The 18,663-nt window shown below is 55.3% G+C and carries 16 protein-coding genes; 2 read left to right on the top strand and 14 right to left on the bottom strand.

The window, feature by feature from the left end:
• Nucleotides 1-126: 126 nt before the first annotated feature.
• Nucleotides 127-1,401 carry an MFS transporter gene (locus tag ACQG22_RS02175; protein ID WP_369706793.1) on the top strand — a complete coding sequence of 425 codons (1,275 nt, stop codon included), beginning with the start codon at nt 127-129 and terminating at the stop codon, nt 1,399-1,401.
• 78 nt (nt 1,402-1,479) lie between these two features.
• Here ACQG22_RS02175 and rlmB read toward each other — a convergent pair whose 3' ends face one another.
• The 14 genes from rlmB to nnr form a co-directional block, all read right to left on the bottom strand.
• The gene (gene rlmB / locus ACQG22_RS02170; protein WP_013095294.1) at nt 1,480-2,214 is read right to left on the bottom strand and encodes a 23S rRNA (guanosine(2251)-2'-O)-methyltransferase RlmB; all 735 of its coding nucleotides are present in this window, start codon (nt 2,212-2,214) and stop codon (nt 1,480-1,482) included.
• Nucleotides 2,215-2,281: 67 nt separating this feature from the next.
• The gene (gene rnr / locus ACQG22_RS02165) at nt 2,282-4,723 is read right to left on the bottom strand and encodes a ribonuclease R (RefSeq protein WP_013095293.1); all 2,442 of its coding nucleotides are present in this window, start codon (nt 4,721-4,723) and stop codon (nt 2,282-2,284) included.
• Between the two features lie 38 nt (nt 4,724-4,761).
• Nucleotides 4,762-5,187 carry a nitric oxide-sensing transcriptional repressor NsrR gene (nsrR, locus tag ACQG22_RS02160; protein ID WP_014830384.1) on the bottom strand — a complete coding sequence of 142 codons (426 nt, stop codon included), beginning with the start codon at nt 5,185-5,187 and terminating at the stop codon, nt 4,762-4,764.
• Between the two features lie 193 nt (nt 5,188-5,380).
• Nucleotides 5,381-6,679, bottom strand: a complete 1,299-nt coding sequence (locus tag ACQG22_RS02155) for an adenylosuccinate synthase (protein WP_006178975.1) — start codon at nt 6,677-6,679, stop codon at nt 5,381-5,383.
• Between the two features lie 104 nt (nt 6,680-6,783).
• Complete coding sequence (locus tag ACQG22_RS02150; protein WP_013095291.1) at nt 6,784-6,981, bottom strand: DUF2065 domain-containing protein; 198 nt, start codon at nt 6,979-6,981, stop codon at nt 6,784-6,786.
• 71 nt (nt 6,982-7,052) lie between these two features.
• On the bottom strand, nt 7,053-8,057 hold the full coding sequence (hflC, locus tag ACQG22_RS02145; protein ID WP_013095290.1) for a protease modulator HflC: 1,005 nt from the start codon (nt 8,055-8,057) through the stop codon (nt 7,053-7,055).
• Nucleotides 8,058-8,059: 2 nt separating this feature from the next.
• The gene (hflK, locus tag ACQG22_RS02140) at nt 8,060-9,319 is read right to left on the bottom strand and encodes an FtsH protease activity modulator HflK (protein WP_013095289.1); all 1,260 of its coding nucleotides are present in this window, start codon (nt 9,317-9,319) and stop codon (nt 8,060-8,062) included.
• Nucleotides 9,320-9,375: 56 nt separating this feature from the next.
• Nucleotides 9,376-10,656, bottom strand: coding sequence for a ribosome rescue GTPase HflX (gene hflX / locus ACQG22_RS02135; protein ID WP_013095288.1), 1,281 nt, complete (start codon nt 10,654-10,656; stop codon nt 9,376-9,378).
• A 74-nt stretch (nt 10,657-10,730) separates the two neighbouring features.
• Entirely contained in the window at nt 10,731-11,042 is a 312-nt protein-coding gene (gene hfq, locus ACQG22_RS02130) for an RNA chaperone Hfq (RefSeq protein WP_013095287.1), read from the bottom strand.
• A gap of 85 nt (nt 11,043-11,127) precedes the next feature.
• On the bottom strand, nt 11,128-12,078 hold the full coding sequence (gene miaA / locus ACQG22_RS02125) for a tRNA (adenosine(37)-N6)-dimethylallyltransferase MiaA (protein ID WP_020688973.1): 951 nt from the start codon (nt 12,076-12,078) through the stop codon (nt 11,128-11,130).
• Nucleotides 12,071-13,915, bottom strand: coding sequence for a DNA mismatch repair endonuclease MutL (mutL, locus tag ACQG22_RS02120; protein ID WP_369706794.1), 1,845 nt, complete (start codon nt 13,913-13,915; stop codon nt 12,071-12,073). Before mutL ends, miaA begins: the two co-directional genes overlap by 8 nt.
• Before the next feature lie 9 nt (nt 13,916-13,924).
• The gene (amiB, locus tag ACQG22_RS02115; RefSeq protein WP_023619489.1) at nt 13,925-15,262 is read right to left on the bottom strand and encodes an N-acetylmuramoyl-L-alanine amidase AmiB; all 1,338 of its coding nucleotides are present in this window, start codon (nt 15,260-15,262) and stop codon (nt 13,925-13,927) included.
• A gap of 16 nt (nt 15,263-15,278) precedes the next feature.
• Nucleotides 15,279-15,740: a tRNA (adenosine(37)-N6)-threonylcarbamoyltransferase complex ATPase subunit type 1 TsaE gene (gene tsaE / locus ACQG22_RS02110; protein WP_013095283.1), complete on the bottom strand. Its 462-nt coding sequence runs from the start codon at nt 15,738-15,740 to the stop codon at nt 15,279-15,281.
• Nucleotides 15,733-17,256, bottom strand: coding sequence for a bifunctional ADP-dependent NAD(P)H-hydrate dehydratase/NAD(P)H-hydrate epimerase (nnr, locus tag ACQG22_RS02105; protein WP_095453754.1), 1,524 nt, complete (start codon nt 17,254-17,256; stop codon nt 15,733-15,735). The genes tsaE and nnr overlap by 8 nt, the downstream gene beginning before the upstream one ends.
• On the opposite strand from nnr, the gene queG reads away from it, so the two are divergent.
• The gene (gene queG, locus ACQG22_RS02100) at nt 17,255-18,394 is read left to right on the top strand and encodes a tRNA epoxyqueuosine(34) reductase QueG (RefSeq protein ID WP_013095281.1); all 1,140 of its coding nucleotides are present in this window, start codon (nt 17,255-17,257) and stop codon (nt 18,392-18,394) included. The two genes, nnr and queG, sit on opposite strands and share 2 nt — an antisense overlap.
• Nucleotides 18,395-18,663 lie beyond the last annotated feature (269 nt).

The following is an 18,663-nucleotide window of genomic DNA, read 5'->3' as shown; positions in this document are numbered from 1 at the left end:
AAGGTCACACGGTAGCGATCCCGCTGATATCATTCGTGAAATAGCTCACAGAACATAAGAATAAACTATTTCATCACTTCACTTTTATTGAATAATTTATTCTTACCCCTTTCAGTGAGGAAAGTTATGCAACCGAATGCGCATAAGCGTGCGTTAATTGCAGGCTCCATTGGTAATTTCATCGAGTGGTATGAGTTTGCGGTCTACGGCTTTCTGGCCACCGTGATTGCGAAAAACTTCTTCCAGCTTGAAGGCGAGTCGGGGCTGACCAGCCTGATCCTCACCTTCGCCTCGTTTGCCATCGCTTTCTTCTTCCGTCCGCTGGGGGCGGTGGTGTTTGGCCGCATCGGCGACCGGATTGGCCGCAAACCGACGCTGATTATTGTGCTGGTGCTGATGACGCTCGCCACCGCCGCCATCGGTGTTGTGCCAGTCTATGCCAGCATCGGTATCGCTGCGCCGCTGATCGTTACGTTGCTGCGCATCCTGCAGGGATTGTTCGCGGGGGGTGAGTACGGTGGTGCGGTTTCCTTGATGACGGAATTTGCACCACGCGGTAAACGTGGTCTGTATGGCGCATGGCAATCGTTCACGGTGGCGCTGGGGCTATTAGCGGGCGCGGGTATTGTCGCCTTGCTTTCTGCCTTACTGACACCGGAAGCCCTGCATGACTGGGGCTGGCGTATCCCATTTTTCCTGGCCCTGCCTATGGGGGTGGTGGCGCTCTGGTTGCGGGTGAGTATGGAAGAGACGCCGAGCTTCGTGCAGCAGCAGGAAAAACCGCTGATCGCGCAGGCCAGTACCGTCGCCACAATTAAAGCGATCGTGATGGGAATTGGCCGGGTGATGGTCTGGTCGGCGGCGGGTTATACCTATCTGGTGATTATGCCGACCTATCTGCAATCGGCACTGCACACCGGATTTAACCAGGCACTGTTGATAGCCGTGATTTCGAACGTCGGCTTTGCACTCACCATTATTCCGTCGGGGATCCTGAGCGACAGGATTGGCCGCCGCACGGTGATGATTATCGCCACCGCGTTACTGCTGATCCTCGCCCTGCCGCTGCTGAAAATTCTGCAGGCGGAGTCCAGTACCCTCGCGGTAAAAGCGATCGTGGTATTGATAGCTGGCGGTCTGGTGGGCATGCTGGCAGGTCCAGGGCCGGCAATGCTCTCAGAGATGTTCCCGACGCGTGTACGCTATACCGGGCTTGGTCTGGCGTATTCCTTGTCGAATGCCATTTTCTCGGGGTGTGCGGGGCTTATTATTACCGGGTTGATTAAGGAGACGGGAAACCTCGACATTCCGGCATATTACGTCATGGCGACGGCGGTGGTGAGTATTGTGGCGCTGATGACGCTCAGGAAGGATGACCATTTGCGGACGTTAGAGGAGTAAGGCTGTCACCGTCTGGTGCCCTCACCCACCGGGAGAGAGATAAAACACAAAAGGCCGTCCACAGGACGGCCTTGCTGTTTATTCGCCGCGCTGACGTACCGCTTCAAACAGGCAAATACCCGTTGCAACAGAAACGTTCAGAGACGACACGCTGCCCGCCATAGGGATGCTGATCAGCTCGTCGCAGTGCTCACGCGTCAGGCGACGCATGCCTTCACCTTCCGCACCCATTACCAGCGCCAGACGGCCGGTCATTTTGCTCTGATACAGAGTATGATCCGCTTCACCGGCGGTACCGACGATCCAGATATTCTCTTCCTGCAGCATACGCATGGTGCGCGCCAGGTTGGTGACGCGGATCAGCGGAACGTTTTCCGCTGCACCGCAGGCCACTTTCTTCGCCGTTGCGTTCAGTTGTGCAGAACGATCTTTCGGTACGATCACCGCGTGCACGCCCGCCGCATCGGCGCTGCGCAGGCACGCGCCGAGGTTGTGCGGATCGGTCACGCCATCAAGGATCAGGAAGAACGGGTTATCCAGTGCGGCGATCAGATCCGGCAGATCGTTTTCCTGATACTGACGGCCTGGCTTCACGCGGGCAATAATCCCCTGGTGAACCGCGCCTTCACTTTTCTCATCCAGGAACTGGCGGTTGGCCAGCTGGATCACCACGCCCTGTGCTTCCAGTGCGTGGATCAGCGGCATCAGACGTTTGTCTTCACGCCCTTTCAGAATGAACACTTCCTGAAAACGCTCCGGTGCGCGCTCCAGCAGGGCCTGCACCGCGTGGATGCCGTAAATCATTTCACTCATTGATGATTCTCATAATAGGTATTTCCCCCTCTCCCCAGTGGGGAGAGGGTCAGGGTGAGGGGAGAATTTACTCCGCCTGCTGTTTCTTCGCTGCGCGCTTCGCTTTGGTCGCAGCAGCAATTTTTTGTGTTTTCGCGGACGGCTTTTTCGCCTTGCGAGCCTCTTTCTTCGCCGCTTTTGGCTTCTGCTTTTTCTCACCGCGGAAGGCGCTGTCTGGCTCGAAGTTCACTTTCTTACCCGCCTGACGACGTTTGCCGCTCGCGTTGCCGTTACCGCCTTTTTTCGCCTTCTCACGCGCGGTTTTACCTACGTTACGTGGCGCGCGCTCGCTGGAGATCAGACTGAAGTCAATCTTACGCTCGTCCATGTTGACGGCTTCGACTTTGACCTCCACCCGATCGCCAAGGCGATAGGTCTGTCCACCCGATTCACCAATCAGGCGCTGTCCAACCTGGTCGAAACGGTAATAGTCGTTATCGAGGCTGGAGACATGCACCAGACCGTCGATAAACAGCTCGTCAAGGCGAACAAAGAAACCAAACCCGGTCACGCTAGCGATAACACCTTTGAAAATGTTACCGACCTGATCCAGCATAAAGTCGCATTTCAGCCAGTCAGAGACTTCGCGCGTCGCTTCATCGGCACGGCGTTCGGTCATGGAACAATGCTGGCCAAGCTGCAGCATCTCTTCCATTGAATAGTGGTACCCGCCGGTTTCAGTCGTGTTACCTTTATGGCCCTGCTCCTGCGCCAGCAGATACTTGATCGCACGGTGCAAAGACAGGTCCGGATAACGGCGGATCGGCGATGTAAAGTGCGCGTAAGACTGCAGCGCCAGACCGAAGTGACCCCGGTTTTCCGGGTCGTAAATCGCCTGCTTCATGGAGCGCAGCAGCATGGTCTGCAGCATTTCTGCATCCGGACGATCGCCAATGGATTCCAGCAGCTCAGCATAATCGCGCGGCTCTGGCTTGTTACCGCCAGGCAGCTCCAGACCGAGTTCAGCCAGTACGGAGCGGAACGCAGTAATGGCTTCCGTCGACGGTTTATCGTGGATACGGAACAGCGCCGGCTCTTTAGCTTTCTCGACAAAACGGGCCGCCGAGATGTTCGCCAGGATCATACACTCTTCGATCAGCTTATGCGCATCGTTACGCTGGGTCTGTTCAATACGCTCAATGCGGCGTTCAGCGTTGAAAATGAACTTCGCCTCTTCGCTCTCAAACGAGATCCCGCCACGCTCTTCACGCGCCTGATCCAGCGTTTTGTAGAGGTTATGCAACTCTTCGATGTGCTTCACCAGCGGCGCATACTGTTCACGCAGATCCTGATCGCCCTGCAGCATATGCCAGACCTTGGTGTAGGTCAGACGCGCATGGGAGCTCATTACCGCTTCGTAGAATTTATAACCGGTTAAGCGACCTTTACTGGAGATGGTCATCTCGCAAACCATACACAGGCGATCAACCTGCGGGTTCAGGGAACAGAGGCCGTTGGAAAGCACTTCCGGCAGCATCGGTACCACCTGAGACGGGAAGTAAACCGACGTACCACGGCTGCGCGCTTCGTTATCGAGCGGCGTGTGGGGACGAACGTAATAGCTCACGTCGGCGATAGCAACCCACAGACGCCAGCCGCCGCCACGTTTTTTCTCGCAGTATACGGCGTCATCGAAGTCGCGGGCATCTTCACCATCAATGGTGACCAGCGGCAAACTGCGGAGATCCACGCGTCCCGCTTTGGACTCTTCCGGCACCTCTTCCTTCAGACCCACAATCTGCTCTTCAACCGCTTTTGGCCAGATGTAAGGGATCTCATGCGTACGCAGGGCCATATCAACAGCCATGCCGGTACCCATGTTATCGCCCAGCACTTCGACGATTTTACCTACCGCTTTGGTGCGACGCGTTGGACGTTGGGTAAGCTCCACTACTACCACAAAGCCCATGCGCGCGCCCATCACCTCTTCAGGCGGGATCAGGATATCGAAGCTCAGACGGCTGTCATCCGGTACCACAAAGCCTACACCGGCATCGGTAAAGTAGCGGCCAACGATCTGGCTGGTTTTTGGCACCAGCACGCGAACCACGCGTGCTTCGCGACGGCCTTTACGATCGGCACCCAGCGGCTGCGCCAGGATCTGGTCGCCGTGAATACACATCTTCATCTGTTCGGATGAGAGGTAGAGGTCGTCTTTGCGGCCCTCTACGCGCAAAAAACCGTAACCGTCGCGGTGACCAATGACGGTCCCTTTCAACAGGTCGAGGCGTTCTGGCAGCGCATAGCACTGGCGGCGGGTAAAGACCAGTTGCCCGTCGCGCTCCATGGCGCGCAGGCGGCGGCGAAGGGCTTCAGTTTGCTCTTCACCTTCAATGTTTAATTCAACAGCAAGTTCTTCACGATTGGCGGGTTTTTCGCGTTTTGTTAAGTGTTCAATGATGAACTCGCGGCTGGGGATAGGATTCGCGTATTTTTCAGCTTCGCGTTCCTGGAAAGGATCATGTGACATATCGGTTCCTCCGTTGTCAGCTCCGGTGGAAATTTTCTTCATTCCACCAGCAATAATTTATAAAGCGGTTGATTCTCTTCAACCAAATCGGCCAGCGTGTAGTTATCCAGTTCCTTAAGAAAACTTTGCACGGCCAGAGAAAGCGCCTGTTTCAGGCGACAAGCGGGTGTAATGTGGCAGAACTCGCTGCTGCAGTTCACCAGAGACAAAGGCTCCAGTTCACGCACCACATCCCCAATACGAATACTTTGCGCCGGTTTACCAAGACGGATCCCACCATTTTTCCCGCGGACGGCAGCAACGTATCCGGCACGACTAAGTTGATTGATTATTTTGACCATATGATTACGGGACACGCCGTAGACCTCTGTCACTTCAGAGATACTGGTCATTTTCCCATCGGGTAACGACGCCATGTAAATTAGCGCGCGTAAGCCGTAATCGGTGAAACTTGTTAACTGCACATCAACCTCAGGAAAAAAGGGAAAACGCGGTAAAACCGCAGAGATATTCATTAATGATGATAAACCAGCCAGATAGTTAGGGGCTAATTTATTTGACAGACGGGGCGAAAAAGCGGATATCCAGGAGCGGTCGCCGGATGGCGCTACGCTTATCCGGCCTACGGGTTTTCCCGCAGGCCAGCAGTCACGAAGATTATGCGTCGAACGGGTCGCGCAGGATCATCGTTTCAGTACGATCCGGGCCGGTAGAGATAATGTCGATCGGCACTTCGGTCAGTTCTTCAATGCGCTTGATGTAATCCAGCGCTGCCTGTGGCAGGCCGCTACGCTCTTTCACACCGAAAGTGGTCTCAGACCAGCCTGGCATGGTTTCGTAGATTGGCTCGATACCTTCCCAGTCATCAGCAGCCAGCGGAGTGGTGGTCACTTCACGGCCATCCGGCATGCGGTAGCCGACGCAGATTTTCACCTCTTTCAGGCCGTCCAGGACGTCCAATTTGGTCAGGCAGAAGCCAGACAGGGAGTTGATCTGCACTGCACGACGCACAGCCACTGCATCCAGCCAGCCGGTACGACGACGACGACCGGTGGTCGCGCCAAACTCGTTACCTTGCTTGCACAGGAACTCGCCGGTTTCATCAAACAGCTCGGTCGGGAATGGACCCGCACCCACGCGAGTGGAGTACGCTTTGATAATGCCCAGAACGTAATCCACATAACGTGGACCCAGGCCAGAGCCGGTCGCCACGCCACCTGCGGTGGTGTTAGAGGAGGTTACGTACGGATAGGTACCGTGGTCGATATCCAGCAGCGTACCCTGCGCACCTTCGAACATGACGAAATCGCCACGCTTGCGCGCCTGGTCCAGCAGATCGGACACATCAACTACCATGCCGGTCAGAATGTCTGCAATCGCCATGACATCATCCAGCACTTTCTGGTAGTCAACAGCGTCTGCTTTGTAGAAGTTCACCAGCTGGAAGTTGTGATATTCCATCACTTCTTTCAGTTTTTCAGCGAAGGTTGCTTTATCGAACAGGTCGCCCACGCGCAGACCGCGACGAGCCACTTTGTCTTCATAAGCCGGGCCGATACCACGACCGGTGGTGCCGATCGCTTTCGCGCCACGCGCTTTTTCACGCGCAACGTCCAGTGCCACGTGATAATCAAGGATCAGCGGGCAGGCTTCGGAGAGCAGCAGACGCTCGCGAACCGGGATACCACGGTCTTCCAGACCTTTCATCTCTTTCATCAGCGCAGCCGGAGACAGCACTACGCCGTTACCGATGATGCTGGTGACGTTTTCGCGGAGAATGCCTGATGGAATAAGATGGAGGACGGTTTTTTCACCGTTGATTACGAGAGTATGGCCTGCGTTGTGACCGCCCTGGTAGCGTACAACATATTTAGCCCGTTCAGTCAGAAGATCAACAATCTTCCCTTTACCTTCGTCACCCCATTGGGTGCCCAGTACGACGACGTTGTTACCCATTTTTTTCAAAATCACCGTTTGCTTAAAAATGGATTCTACCATCGCTTTTTCAGATATACAGCACTTTTTGACCCCAAAATATGCCAAAACCGATCACTTTTTGATCAGCCAATCGTTTTCCTCAACATGTAGTAGATAACAATGCCAGCAACCACAAGACCGCCGCCGAATCGGCGCAAAATATTATCCGGCAACTGGCTCAGGGTGGCGATCATGCGACGCCAGGCGCGCGGATAGAGCATCGGGCCCAGACCTTCCAGGACTAAAACCAGCGCCAGTGCCAGCCAGATCGTTGAATTCATTTTTAATCCTTATAAAAGAAAACCACCGCTCCGTTAAGAGCGGTGGTTTGAATACTCAAACGAGACTGAGTTTATCGCGTTGCGTTAGTCGGCGTCTTCATATAACGGAAGAAATCGCTGTCCGGGCTGAGCACCATCACATCCTGGTTGCTCTGGAAGCTATTCTCGTAAGCGCGCAGGCTACGGATAAAGGCGTAGAAGTCTGGATCCTGGCTAAACGCATCGGCGAACAGTTTCGCGGCTTCCGCATCACCTTCACCACGCAGGATACGGCCCTGACGCTCAGATTCCGCCAGCGTCTTGGTCACTTCGTAGTCCGCGGCTGCACGCAGTTTTTCCGCTTCTTCCTGACCCTGTGAACGGTGACGACGGGCTACCGCTTCACGCTCGGCGCGCATACGGTTGTAGATCGCCTCAGACACTTCCGCCGGCAGGTTGATCTGCTTAATACGCACATCCACCACTTCGATACCCAGCGCAGCCATACTGTTCGGGTTGATTACAGGCACTTTACCATTGGTTTCAGCCTGAACACGTTCCGCCGCTTTAGCAATTGCATCGTCCGCTGCTGGCGTTTCAACTTCGTCTTCCGTACCCGCAGTGCCGGAGTTCAGCGCATCGCGCACTTCCAGCGTCAGACGACCACGAGAGTCGGTCACGATGTCTTTCACATCCAGACGACCAATTTCAGAACGCAGACGGTCAGAGAATTTACGTTTCAACAGCACTTCCGCCTGAGAAACATCACCGCCGCCCGTTGCCAGGAAGTAACGGCTGAAATCACTGATACGCCACTTGATATAGGAGTCAACGATCAGGTCTTTCTTCTCTTTGGTCACGAAACGGTCGGCCTGGTTATCCATGGTCTGGATACGCGCATCAAGCGTCTTCACTGACTGGATAAAAGGAACCTTGAAGTGCAGACCCGGCTCATAAATCACCGGACGCTTGTCACTGTCACGGACGACGCTGCTGAACTGGAACTTAATCCCGCGCTCGCCCTCTTTCACCACAAAGATAGAGGTATAAAGTACGACCAGTACGATGACGATGATCGCAATAACTGACTTACGCATCCTTATTCCCCCTGACGCTGGTAGTCGTTACGCTGCGCGTTAGCACGGCGTTGGTCCATAATGTCACCATCGTTCGAAGAAGGCGTGGTTGTTGCGCTGGAGCTACCGGACGATGCAGGTGGCAGACGCAGCAGGTTATTCGCACCGCTGTTGTCTTTTGCTGCCGGTGCAGAACCGCCTTTCAGCATCTGATCCAGCGGCAGTACCATCAGGTTTCCACCTTTGCTGTCGTTAACCAGCACTTTACGTGTATGGCTCAGCACTTTTTCCATGGTTTCGATATAAAGACGCTCGCGGGTAATTTCCGGAGCCGCTTTATATTCCGGCAGGATTTTCGCGAAACGTGCCACTTCACCCTGCGCTTCCAGGATGGTCTGGGTCTTATACGCGCGTGCTTCTTCAAGAATACGCTGCGCCTGACCGTTAGCACGTGGCTGAACTTCGTTGGCGTACGCTTCCGCTTCACGGATGTACTGCTGTTCGTTCTCACGCGCGGCAATCGCGTCATCAAACGCGGCTTTCACCTCTTCCGGCGGACGAGCAGCCTGGAAGTTGACGTCCAGCAGGGTGATACCCATGTTGTACGGACGAATGGTCTCTTCCAGCTCACGCTGGGTATCGCTACGAATAACGGTACGACCTTCAGTCAGAATGCGGTCCATGGTGTATTTACCGATCACGCCACGCAGGGCGCTGTCGGTCGCCTGACGCAGGCTGTCATCGGCACTGGTCACGCTAAACAGATAACGTTCTGGATCCGTAACACGATATTGCACGTTCATCTCAACGCGCACTACGTTCTCATCAGAGGTCAGCATCACGCCGGAAGCGGCCAGCTCACGCACCGACTCCACGTTCACTGCAGTGACGTCGTCAATGAAGGTCGGTTTCCAGTTCAGGCCCGGCTCAACCAGATGGCTGAACTTACCAAAACGGGTGACCACGCCGCGCTCGGCTTCTTTAATGGTGTAGAACCCGCTGGCTGCCCAGATGATGACCACGGCAGCGGCCACAATGCCCACGATGCGACCACCCATTTGCGGGCGCGGGCCCTGGGTAGAATTGCCACCCGAGCCAGACCCTTTTCCTCCACCAAGCCCACCAAGCTTCTTGCTTAGCTTGCGGAAGATATCATCCAGATCCGGCGGCCCCTGATCGCGACCACCTTTGTTGCCATTTCCCCCAGAGTTGCCGCCTTGATTATTGCTGCTTCCCCACGGGTCGCGGTCCTGTCCGTTATTACCGGGCTGATTCCACGCCATGTATATGCTCCATATTTGTTATGCAAGGGCGAATTATTCAGGCATCCCCTTTCCGATCAGACGATATAGTCGACCAGCGCAGGTTCTTGTTTACAGAGGCGACGCCAGTCAACGATCGGCATACGCACCTGCATCCCCACGCTGCCGTCATCCTCCATCCACTCTTTTTCTATCGCCTGAAGCTGATAAAACCGGCTGCGCAGCCTGCCTTCCTGTGGTGGCAGTCGCAGCGTGTGCTGGGCTACCTCACCGGAAAGACGTTCTGTCAAAGCCTGGAAAAGCAGTGGCACGCCAATACCGGTCTGGGCGGAAAGCCAGACCCGAATTGGTTTGTTCTCTTCATCACGATCGATACGCGGCTCAAAATCATCCAGCATGTCGATCTTGTTCATCACCAACAGCGTTGGGATCTCGTGGGCCTCGATCTCTTCGAGCACCACATTCACCGCGTCGATGTTTTCCTGCACGCGGACATCTGCAGCATCAATCACGTGCAGCAGCAGGGTCGCCTGACGCGTCTCCTGCAGGGTGGCTTTAAACGCGGCCACCAGATCATGCGGAAGGTGGCGAATAAACCCTACGGTATCCGCCAGCACGGTTTCACCCACATCCGCCACGTCGATACGACGCAACGTCGGGTCCAGGGTCGCAAACAGCTGGTCTGCGGCATAGACCTGGGCCTCGGTAATCTGGTTAAACAAGGTGGATTTACCGGCGTTGGTATACCCCACCAGCGACACCGTCGGGATGTCGGCTTTCGTACGCGCCCGACGTCCCTGCTCACGCTGTTTCTCGACTCTTTCCAGACGAGAGAGGATCTGAGTAATACGGCCGCGCAGCAAACGGCGGTCGGTTTCGAGCTGGGTTTCACCCGGACCGCGCAAACCAATCCCGCCTTTTTGTCGTTCAAGGTGGGTCCAGCCACGTACAAGACGCGTGGCCAGATGGCGCAACTGCGCCAGCTCAACCTGCAGCTTACCCTCGTGGGTACGTGCACGCTGAGCAAAAATATCTAAAATCAACCCCGTGCGATCGATAACACGGCATTCGCAAAGCGCTTCCAGGTTACGCTCCTGAGCCGGAGACAGCGCATGATCAAACAACACGACTGACGCACCGGTTGCTTTTACGGCATCCGCAATTTCTACTGCTTTACCTTCACCAACAAAATACTTTGGGTGCGGCGCTTTACGGCTACCGGTAATCACCTGCATTGCTTCGACACCGGCGGAAGAGACCAGAGATTCAAACTCCTGGAGGTCTTCCATATCTTTGTCTTGCGAAAAATAGATGTGTACCAGCACCGCCTGCTCACCGGCATCATAACGGTCAAACAAGCGTAAAACCCTCTAAAAATATCAGCGGGGAACGCAGGATCCCTGGCTCCCCGTGTGGATAACAGTGCGAAACCTTATTCGGTCTCGTCGCTGTCCTGCGCAGGAGCAGAAGAACCCTGCGCGTTGCTGCCATGATGGTAGTTACTACCAGTGCCGCCGCCAGCGTTATTGCTGTGATGAGATACCGGACGGGACGGAACAACAGTAGAAATAGCGTGCTTGTAGACCATCTGGCTGACCGTGTTTTTCAACAGGATCACGAACTGATCGAAAGACTCAATCTGACCTTGCAGCTTAATACCATTCACCAAATAAATAGAAACTGGAACACGTTCCCGACGCAATGCGTTCAGGAACGGATCTTGTAAAGATTGCCCCTTAGCCATTCTATCTTTTCCTTATATGCTTGTTTTGTACTTAGAACCTTGCGATTCTGAAAAATTGCGCACGATACGTCTCAATTGTACACATTCAGTGAGCGATATCACCAATAACCTCAATCACTTCGTTTAGCGCCTGTTGCGGTTTTTCGCTGTCTAACCAGTGAACCCCTTCCCAACCGCGCAACCAGGTGATCTGGCGCTTCGCTAACTGTCTCGTGGCGCAAACACCTCTATAAACCATTTCATCATATGAAATCTCGCCTTCAAGATATGACCACATCTGGCGGTATCCCACACAACGAACGGAAGGCATGTCCGTATGCAAATCTCCACGGGCAAATAACGCCCGCACTTCTGCTTCAAAATCTGAAGCCAACATCTGATGAAAACGCTGCTCAATTCGTTGATGGAGCAGTTCACGGCTCGCCGGGGCGATAGCGAACTGATGCACCTGATACGGCAGAGCGTCTCCTGACGTTTGCGTCAGTTCCGTTAAAGTTTTACCCGAAATGAAAAAAACTTCCAGTGCCCGGGAAAGCCTTTGCGGATCATTTGGATGGATCCGTGCTGCGGCAACCGGGTCAATCTCTGCCAGTTGCTGATGCAAAACGTCCCATCCCTGCTCTGCCGCCTGCTGTTCAATTTTTGCTCTTATTTCAGGGTCCGCCGATGGCAGAGGAGAGAGCCCCTCCAGCAACGCCTTGAAATAGAGCATGGTGCCGCCAACCAACAGCGGTATACGTCCCGCCGCCGTTATCTCGGCCATCTCGGCTAAGGCATCGCGGCGAAAATCCGCTGCGGAGTAGGCCTGCGCCGGGTCGAGAATGTCCAGCAAACGATGCGGAGCCGCGCGCAGTTCGGCTGCGTCGGGCTTCGCCGTGCCAATGTCCATTCCTCGGTAGATGAGGGCAGAATCGACACTAATCAACTCTACGGGCAAAACTTTACGTAGCTCAATGGCTAACGCCGTTTTGCCGGAGGCCGTAGGGCCCATCAAAAAAATCGCCTTAGGCAGGCTCGCCTTACTGACATCAATCATCTTTAAGGGCAGTCATCGCCGTTTGTAAATCAACAGGTTGTAATAATCCACCCGGCGGTGCTTTCACCAGATGCGGGCAAAGGCGTTCCACCTCTGCCAGCACGCTAATCGCCTGCGCCATACTCCACGGCGTATGTTCGCTGGCCAAATGGCGGGCGATCCACTGCGCGGTGTTGGCGGCATCAAACATTGTTTGTTGCGCCAGGTAGCCTATCAGTTCAGGAATCAAGTTTTGTAAATTTTGTTGGCGTAAGGGTAAAGGCACTGCGCGAATTGTCACATGCTGTGATTCCAGTACCATTTCAATCCCCATCTGCGCCAGTTGGGCCTCTGCGCGCTGCAGTACCCTTGTTTCTTCAGTGGATATTTTTAGTCGAACCGGGATCAAAAGCGGTTGCGCACAAGCCGCGTTTTCTCCTGGGGTCAGTTGCACCTGTTTTAGCCAGCGTTCAGCAACCGGCAGGGCCAGGAGCATGAGCTTGCCCTCGCGTTCGAGTAACGCCATATCCGGCGCAACAATCGTCAGTACCCGGCCAAAGCTCTGACTATGCCCTTCCAGCGAAGGCGCTTGTACCTCACTGTGCTCTTTACGCGTGACTGCGGGGGTTTCGAGCAGTTTACGGTACAACGCCCCCTGCTGCTTTTGATAGCCGGGCTGAGCGTTGGGATAGTTCGCACCGGTGGGTCGCGGCGCGCTTCCTGCCGACGAGAAACGTGGCGCTTCCGGTTCACGCGCGACAGCGGGCTCGGCAAAATGGTTACGCCCCGCCGCAACACGGTTTTCCGGTATTGGACGCGGAGCGGGCTCTTCTTTTTCCAGCGGCAGCGTGGGTTCAACCTGCTGCTGCAAAACGCTCAGCACGCCCTGATAGATGAAATCGTGCACCAGCCGCGACTGATGGAACCGAACTTCATGCTTGGCAGGATGGACGTTAACATCAACCTGATGCGGGTCGATTTCCAGATAAAGCACAAACGCAGGCTGCTGATCCGCGCCGAGCTTATCTTCACAGGCCTGACGAATGGCGTGGTTGATCAGACGGTCGCGCATCATGCGGCCGTTTACGTAGCAATACTGGATCTCCGCGAAGGCGGCGCTGCTGGCGTTCGGGTCGGCAACCCAACCGCGTAAGGCCAAATCACCGTGCTGCCATTCAATGGCCAGCGCCTGTTCCAGAAACGGCGTACCGCAGATTGCCCCCAGACGACGCTCTTTCTGCCCGCCCTCCGCTACTGCGCGGTACTGGCGCATCACCTTGCCGTTGTGGCTGAGGTTGATGGTGACATCGAAACGCGCCAGCGCGATACGGCGGATAATCTCATCGATATGACCGAATTCGGTCTTCTCGGTGCGCATAAACTTACGGCGGGCGGGAGTGTTGTAGAAGAGATCCAATACTTCGAGCGTCGTGCCAACAGGATGCGCCGCAGGTTTAATCGTGACGTCCATATCGCGCCCTTCGGCATAGGCCTGCCAGGCTTCCTGCTGTTCGGCCGTACGGGAGGTTAGCGATAAACGGGAAACCGAGCTGATACTGGCCAGCGCCTCGCCGCGAAACCCGAGGCTGATGATCGCTTCCAGGTCGTCCAGAGAGGCGATTTTACTGGTCGCGTGACGCGCCAGCGCCAGCGCCAGCTCCTCTTTTTTGATACCGCACCCGTTGTCCCGAATGCGAATCAGCTTTGCACCACCACGTTCGATATCAATATCGATGCGGGTGGCTCCCGCATCAAGACTGTTTTCGACCAGCTCCTTCACCACCGACGCAGGGCGCTCCACCACCTCACCGGCGGCGATTTGGTTCGCAAGCTGCGGCGGTAGAACCTGAATCGGCATGAATTCTCCTTAGTTGGTCGCGGTCATCTCACCCGGTAGCACGGCGCTGGCCGTCTGGGCTGCACCGCCCTGCGGCGCAGACTGCAGCGGATGAGCCTCAAAATATTTACGCAGACCGTTATAAATCGCTTCGGCAATTTGCTGCTGATAGCTGTCGCTGCCCAGCAAACGCTCTTCGCTGTTATTACTGATAAAGCCCGTTTCCACGAGGATCGATGGAATGTCCGGCGAACGCAGAACCCCAAGGCTCGCATGCTCCGGACGGCGTTTATGCAATGCCCCGATGCCTTGCAGCTGATTCAATACGTTGGTGGCGACATCATACCCGACGCGCTGAGAATGACCGAACTGTAAATCGAGCACCGCCTGGCTGAGATACGGGTCAGACTGGCTGTTGGCCAGCACATCGCCCGCACCACCCAACAGTTCGGACTGCTTCTCATGCTCTTCAAGCCAGTTAGCCATTTCACTGTTCGCCCGACGGTTTGACAGCACCCACACCGATGCCCCCGTGGCGTTACGGTTTGGTGCGGCATCCGCATGAATGGAGACCAGGAAGTTAGCATTTTGTTTACGCGCCACGTCTGAGCGTCCCATCACGGAGATAAAATAATCGCCGTCACGGGTCAATACGCCTTTAAACATCGGGTCATCGTTCAACAGCGTCCGTAGCTTACGGGCAATGGCGATGGTCACGTTTTTCTCGCGCGTACCACCTGGACCAATTGCACCAGGATCCTGCCCGCCATGACCGGCATCAATGGCGATAATCACTTTATCACCGCTGACCACACGACGCGCGCTGGCCGCCGGGCGCGTCACGGTATTACTGCTGGTGACGCCGGTGATGCGATCGTTGTCGGTTTTAAACGGATTACGCGCAGGTTCAGACGGGCGCGGGGTATAAACCGGCTCTTCCACCCGTTTCGCCACAACCGGCGGCGGTGGCGGTGGCGGAGGCGCATCGGCATTGATGGTAAAGACCACCGTATAATTCGCGCCGTTTTGCTGCTTCACCGCCCGCGTTTTACCCTTTTCGGTCAGATCGACCACCAGGCGCAATGACTGACTGTCTTTTGGCGTGCCGGAACGAATACTTTTGACCAGGTTGTTACCGCTGAACTGCAAGGGCAACCCCTGGATCACACCCGTCTGTTTGATATCCAGCGCCACGCTGCGGCTGTCTGGTTGAGAAAAAGCATATTCAGGGTCGCCCATAAAACTGAACGTGATCCGGGCCTGACTCTCCCCGTTCGACACCTGAATATCCGAGAGGCTTGCCGCACCAGCCTGCGCGCACAGCAGCACTGTGGCAGCCAATAACCAACCTTTAACGCGATTTATCATCCCGTCATCCCTACGCTCAACCGGCTAAACGCGCCAGTAAGGAACTGCCTGATGAGGAAACAGCACTGATGCGCGCCTCACGCCCTTGTGCCTGGTAATCTAAGTGAATTTCGACATCCGGGTCAGGCAACACACCCGCACCTTGTTGCGGCCACTCCACCAGGCAGATGGCATCATTGGCAAAATAATCACGGATCCCCATAAATTCCAGCTCCTCAGGATCCGCAAGTCGGTATAAATCGAAGTGATACACCATGAGATTTTCAAGAGTGTACGGTTCTACCAGTGTGTAGGTTGGGCTTTTCACATTCCCGTTATGGCCTAACGCCTGCAAAAAACCCCGGCTGAAGGTGGTTTTACCCGCACCTAAATCACCATAAAGATAAATGACAGTCGCCCCCTGACAGGCCTGCGCCACGCGCTTGCCGAGTTCTAAAGTGGCTTGTTCATCAGGTAAAGGAATCGCTCGATTAGTCATTTTCTACGTCAATCACATCCGGGTTAACAACACGCCGCAGCGTGCAAAAAAGATCGGTGGCCAGCATACCGCGTGTGCCATACCGTGCAGCCAGGCTGTCAGCCGCCGCACCGTGAGCCACGCAGCCGGCACAGGCTGCATCATAAAGGGGAAGTTTCTGCCCGAGCAATGCGCCGATGATGCCTGAAAGCACATCGCCCATTCCGCCACTCGCCATGCCCGCATTTCCGGCATCAATAATGCCCAGTGCCTCATCGCTTGCGATGACGGTTCCCGCCCCTTTGAGAACGGCAACACCTCCGTAACGTTTTACCAGACGGCGAGCAGAAAGTAAGCGATCGCTTTCAATTTCTGCTACGCTGCAGTTAAGCAGCCGCGCGGCTTCGCCGGGGTGTGGCGTCAGGATGCGATTGTGACGCTTATCCGGGTTGATTGCCAGAAGGTTCAGCGCATCGGCATCCCAGAGCATCGGTTTACGAAAATTCTCGACCTTTTGCAGCGCCTGCTTACCCCAGGCCTGTTGCCCGAGTCCCGGGCCAATCACCACCACATCCGCCCACTCAAGACTCTCTTCAAGGGTCTGCGGCGTAAGCTCATGCACCATCAGCTCTGGTCGGGCCGTAATAATGGGCGGGATATTTTCACTGCGCGTCAGCACCCGGACCAGCCCCGCACCGCTACGCAACGCAGCTTCCCCCGTCATCCGGATAGCGCCGGCCGTGCCATGATCGCCGCCAATGATGACCAGCCTGCCGTGGTCGCCCTTGTGCGACGTTGGCCGACGCGGCGGCAGCCAGTGGCTAAGTTGAGTAGCATCAAAGCGGGAAAGGTGTGTCTCCTGCCCGGCAAGCCAGCTCTCCAGCCCCAGGGCGTTATGGTGCAACGAGCCCACCACATCCCTCGCTTTCCCGGTGAGTAACCCGGGCTTCAGGGCAATAAACGTGACGGTATGCGCGGCCTGGATCACCGCTCCTGGCGTCGCACCGGTTTCCGCCAACAGACCAGAGGGAATATCCAGTGCCACCACCGGCGCGGTATGGGCATTGGCGCGCGCAATCAGAGCGGCTACGTTATCACGGGGCGCACTACGTAACCCGGTGCCCAGCAGACCATCAACAATCAGATCAACATCCTCTGGCCAGACGATATCGGATGCATGAATCACTCCGCCTGCATTCAGCCAGGCTTCCCGCGCGGCGCTGGCTTCTTCCGGCAGCGGCTTATCGCTCTCCAGCGCCAGTAACGTAACGCGGAGACCTGCCGCGACCGCCAGCCGGGCGACAACGTAACCATCGCCGCCGTTATTGCCGTGTCCGCATAAAATGAGCCAGTGGCCGGATTGCGGATACGCACTGCGGGCAATGTTGAATGCCGCCTCGCCCGCCCGTTGCATGAGTTCATAAAGGGTAATGCCAAGACTGTCCGCGGCCTCTTTTTCGGCGCGTCTGAGGTCATCCGCATGCCAGATGGAATGTGGTATACTTGCGGGGTTTTTCTTCACAGTATGGTCCGTCATGTCACAGCCCCTCGATCTCAATCAGTTAGCGCAAAAAATAAAACAGTGGGGTGCTGAACTGGGCTTCCAGAAGGTGGGGATCACCGACACCGATCTCTCCGCCAGCGAGCCAAAACTGCAGGCCTGGCTGGATAAACAATACCACGGCGAAATGGAGTGGATGGCGCGTCATGGCATGATGCGGGCCCGTCCACACGAGCTGTTGCCGGGTACGTTACGCGTTATCAGCGTACGCATGAATTATCTTCCCGCCAACGCGGCTTTTGCGCGTACGTTAAAAAATCCCTCTCTCGGTTACGTTAGCCGGTATGCCCTGGGGCGTGATTACCATAAGCTTCTGCGTAACCGACTAAAAAAACTCGGCGAAACTATTCAGCAGCACTGTGTTTCGCTGAATTTTAGACCGTTTGTCGACTCCGCGCCTGTTCTTGAGCGCCCTATCGCTGAAAAAGCCGGGCTTGGCTGGACTGGTAAGCACTCACTTATTCTGAGCCGCGACGCCGGATCGTTCTTTTTCCTTGGTGAACTGCTGATTGATTTACCGCTGCCGGTAGACGGCCCGGTAGAAGAAGGTTGTGGGCGCTGCGTGGCCTGTATGACTATCTGCCCAACCGGCGCTATCGTTGAGCCCTATACGGTGGATGCCCGACGCTGCATCTCTTACCTCACCATCGAACTGGAAGGGGCGATCCCTGAAGAATTCCGACCACTTATTGGCAATCGCATCTACGGCTGCGACGACTGCCAGTTAATTTGCCCGTGGAACCGCTATTCGCAGCTCACGGACGAAGAGGATTTTAGCCCGCGTAAGGCGCTGCATGCGCCACAGCTCATTGAACTGTTCGCCTGGAGTGAAGCCTGGTTCCTGAAAGTGACGGAAGGTTCGGCCATTCGCCGTATTGGCCATCTGCGCTGGCTGCGTAATGTCGCCGTTGCGCTGGGGAATGCCCCGTGGGATGAAGCGAATATCCGGGCGCTTGAGAGCCGTAGAGGTGAGCACCCACTTCTCGATGAACACATAGAATGGGCGATTGCGCAGCAAATCGAGAAGCGAAATGCCTGCGTGGTTGAGGTGCAACCACCGCAAAAACAACGCCTGGTGAGGGTGATAGAAAAAGGGCTTCCGCGGGATGCGTGAACTATTCACAGCCTGTGAATAAAATTACAAACTCAAGCAGCATCAGGGCTGGAGATGAGGTCAAGTGATCTCAATAACATTTTGAAATCAAATTTTCTCAAGCATATACAGCAAGTTACAGAGATACTATTCACCCTGCTAACTTTTCACACGGTTTCGGTCATACCCAAAATCTGTGGATAACTCTGTTTACAAGAGTATTTCGGAAGTAATAGAAAACGTCCCCAACGAATCTTACCGCTGTGGATATTTTTGATATCAAGAAGAAT

Source organism: Enterobacter cloacae complex sp. 309I3 (assembly GCF_050031595.1).
Classification (GTDB): domain Bacteria; phylum Pseudomonadota; class Gammaproteobacteria; order Enterobacterales; family Enterobacteriaceae; genus Enterobacter; species Enterobacter cloacae.
The sequence above is the reverse complement of the archived record's forward strand: the minus strand, read 5'-3'. Positions and strand labels throughout refer to the sequence as shown.

What these genes read in the sequence shown, in the direction of transcription:
- tsaE (WP_013095283.1), bottom strand. Translation starts at nt 15,740, where the DNA reads ATGACTAATCGAGCGATTCCTTTACCTGATGAACAAGCCACTTTAGAA.
- ACQG22_RS02155 (WP_006178975.1), bottom strand. Translation starts at nt 6,679, where the DNA reads ATGGGTAACAACGTCGTCGTACTGGGCACCCAATGGGGTGACGAAGGT.
- miaA (WP_020688973.1), bottom strand. Translation starts at nt 12,078, where the DNA reads ATGATTGATGTCAGTAAGGCGAGCCTGCCTAAGGCGATTTTTTTGATG.
- rnr (WP_013095293.1), bottom strand. Translation starts at nt 4,723, where the DNA reads ATGTCACATGATCCTTTCCAGGAACGCGAAGCTGAAAAATACGCGAAT.
- hfq (WP_013095287.1), bottom strand. Translation starts at nt 11,042, where the DNA reads ATGGCTAAGGGGCAATCTTTACAAGATCCGTTCCTGAACGCATTGCGT.
- ACQG22_RS02175 (WP_369706793.1), top strand. Translation starts at nt 127, where the DNA reads ATGCAACCGAATGCGCATAAGCGTGCGTTAATTGCAGGCTCCATTGGT.
- ACQG22_RS02150 (WP_013095291.1), bottom strand. Translation starts at nt 6,981, where the DNA reads ATGAATTCAACGATCTGGCTGGCACTGGCGCTGGTTTTAGTCCTGGAA.
- amiB (WP_023619489.1), bottom strand. Translation starts at nt 15,262, where the DNA reads ATGATAAATCGCGTTAAAGGTTGGTTATTGGCTGCCACAGTGCTGCTG.
- hflC (WP_013095290.1), bottom strand. Translation starts at nt 8,057, where the DNA reads ATGCGTAAGTCAGTTATTGCGATCATCGTCATCGTACTGGTCGTACTT.
- mutL (WP_369706794.1), bottom strand. Translation starts at nt 13,915, where the DNA reads ATGCCGATTCAGGTTCTACCGCCGCAGCTTGCGAACCAAATCGCCGCC.
- nnr (WP_095453754.1), bottom strand. Translation starts at nt 17,256, where the DNA reads ATGACGGACCATACTGTGAAGAAAAACCCCGCAAGTATACCACATTCC.
- queG (WP_013095281.1), top strand. Translation starts at nt 17,255, where the DNA reads ATGTCACAGCCCCTCGATCTCAATCAGTTAGCGCAAAAAATAAAACAG.
- rlmB (WP_013095294.1), bottom strand. Translation starts at nt 2,214, where the DNA reads ATGAGTGAAATGATTTACGGCATCCACGCGGTGCAGGCCCTGCTGGAG.
- hflK (WP_013095289.1), bottom strand. Translation starts at nt 9,319, where the DNA reads ATGGCGTGGAATCAGCCCGGTAATAACGGACAGGACCGCGACCCGTGG.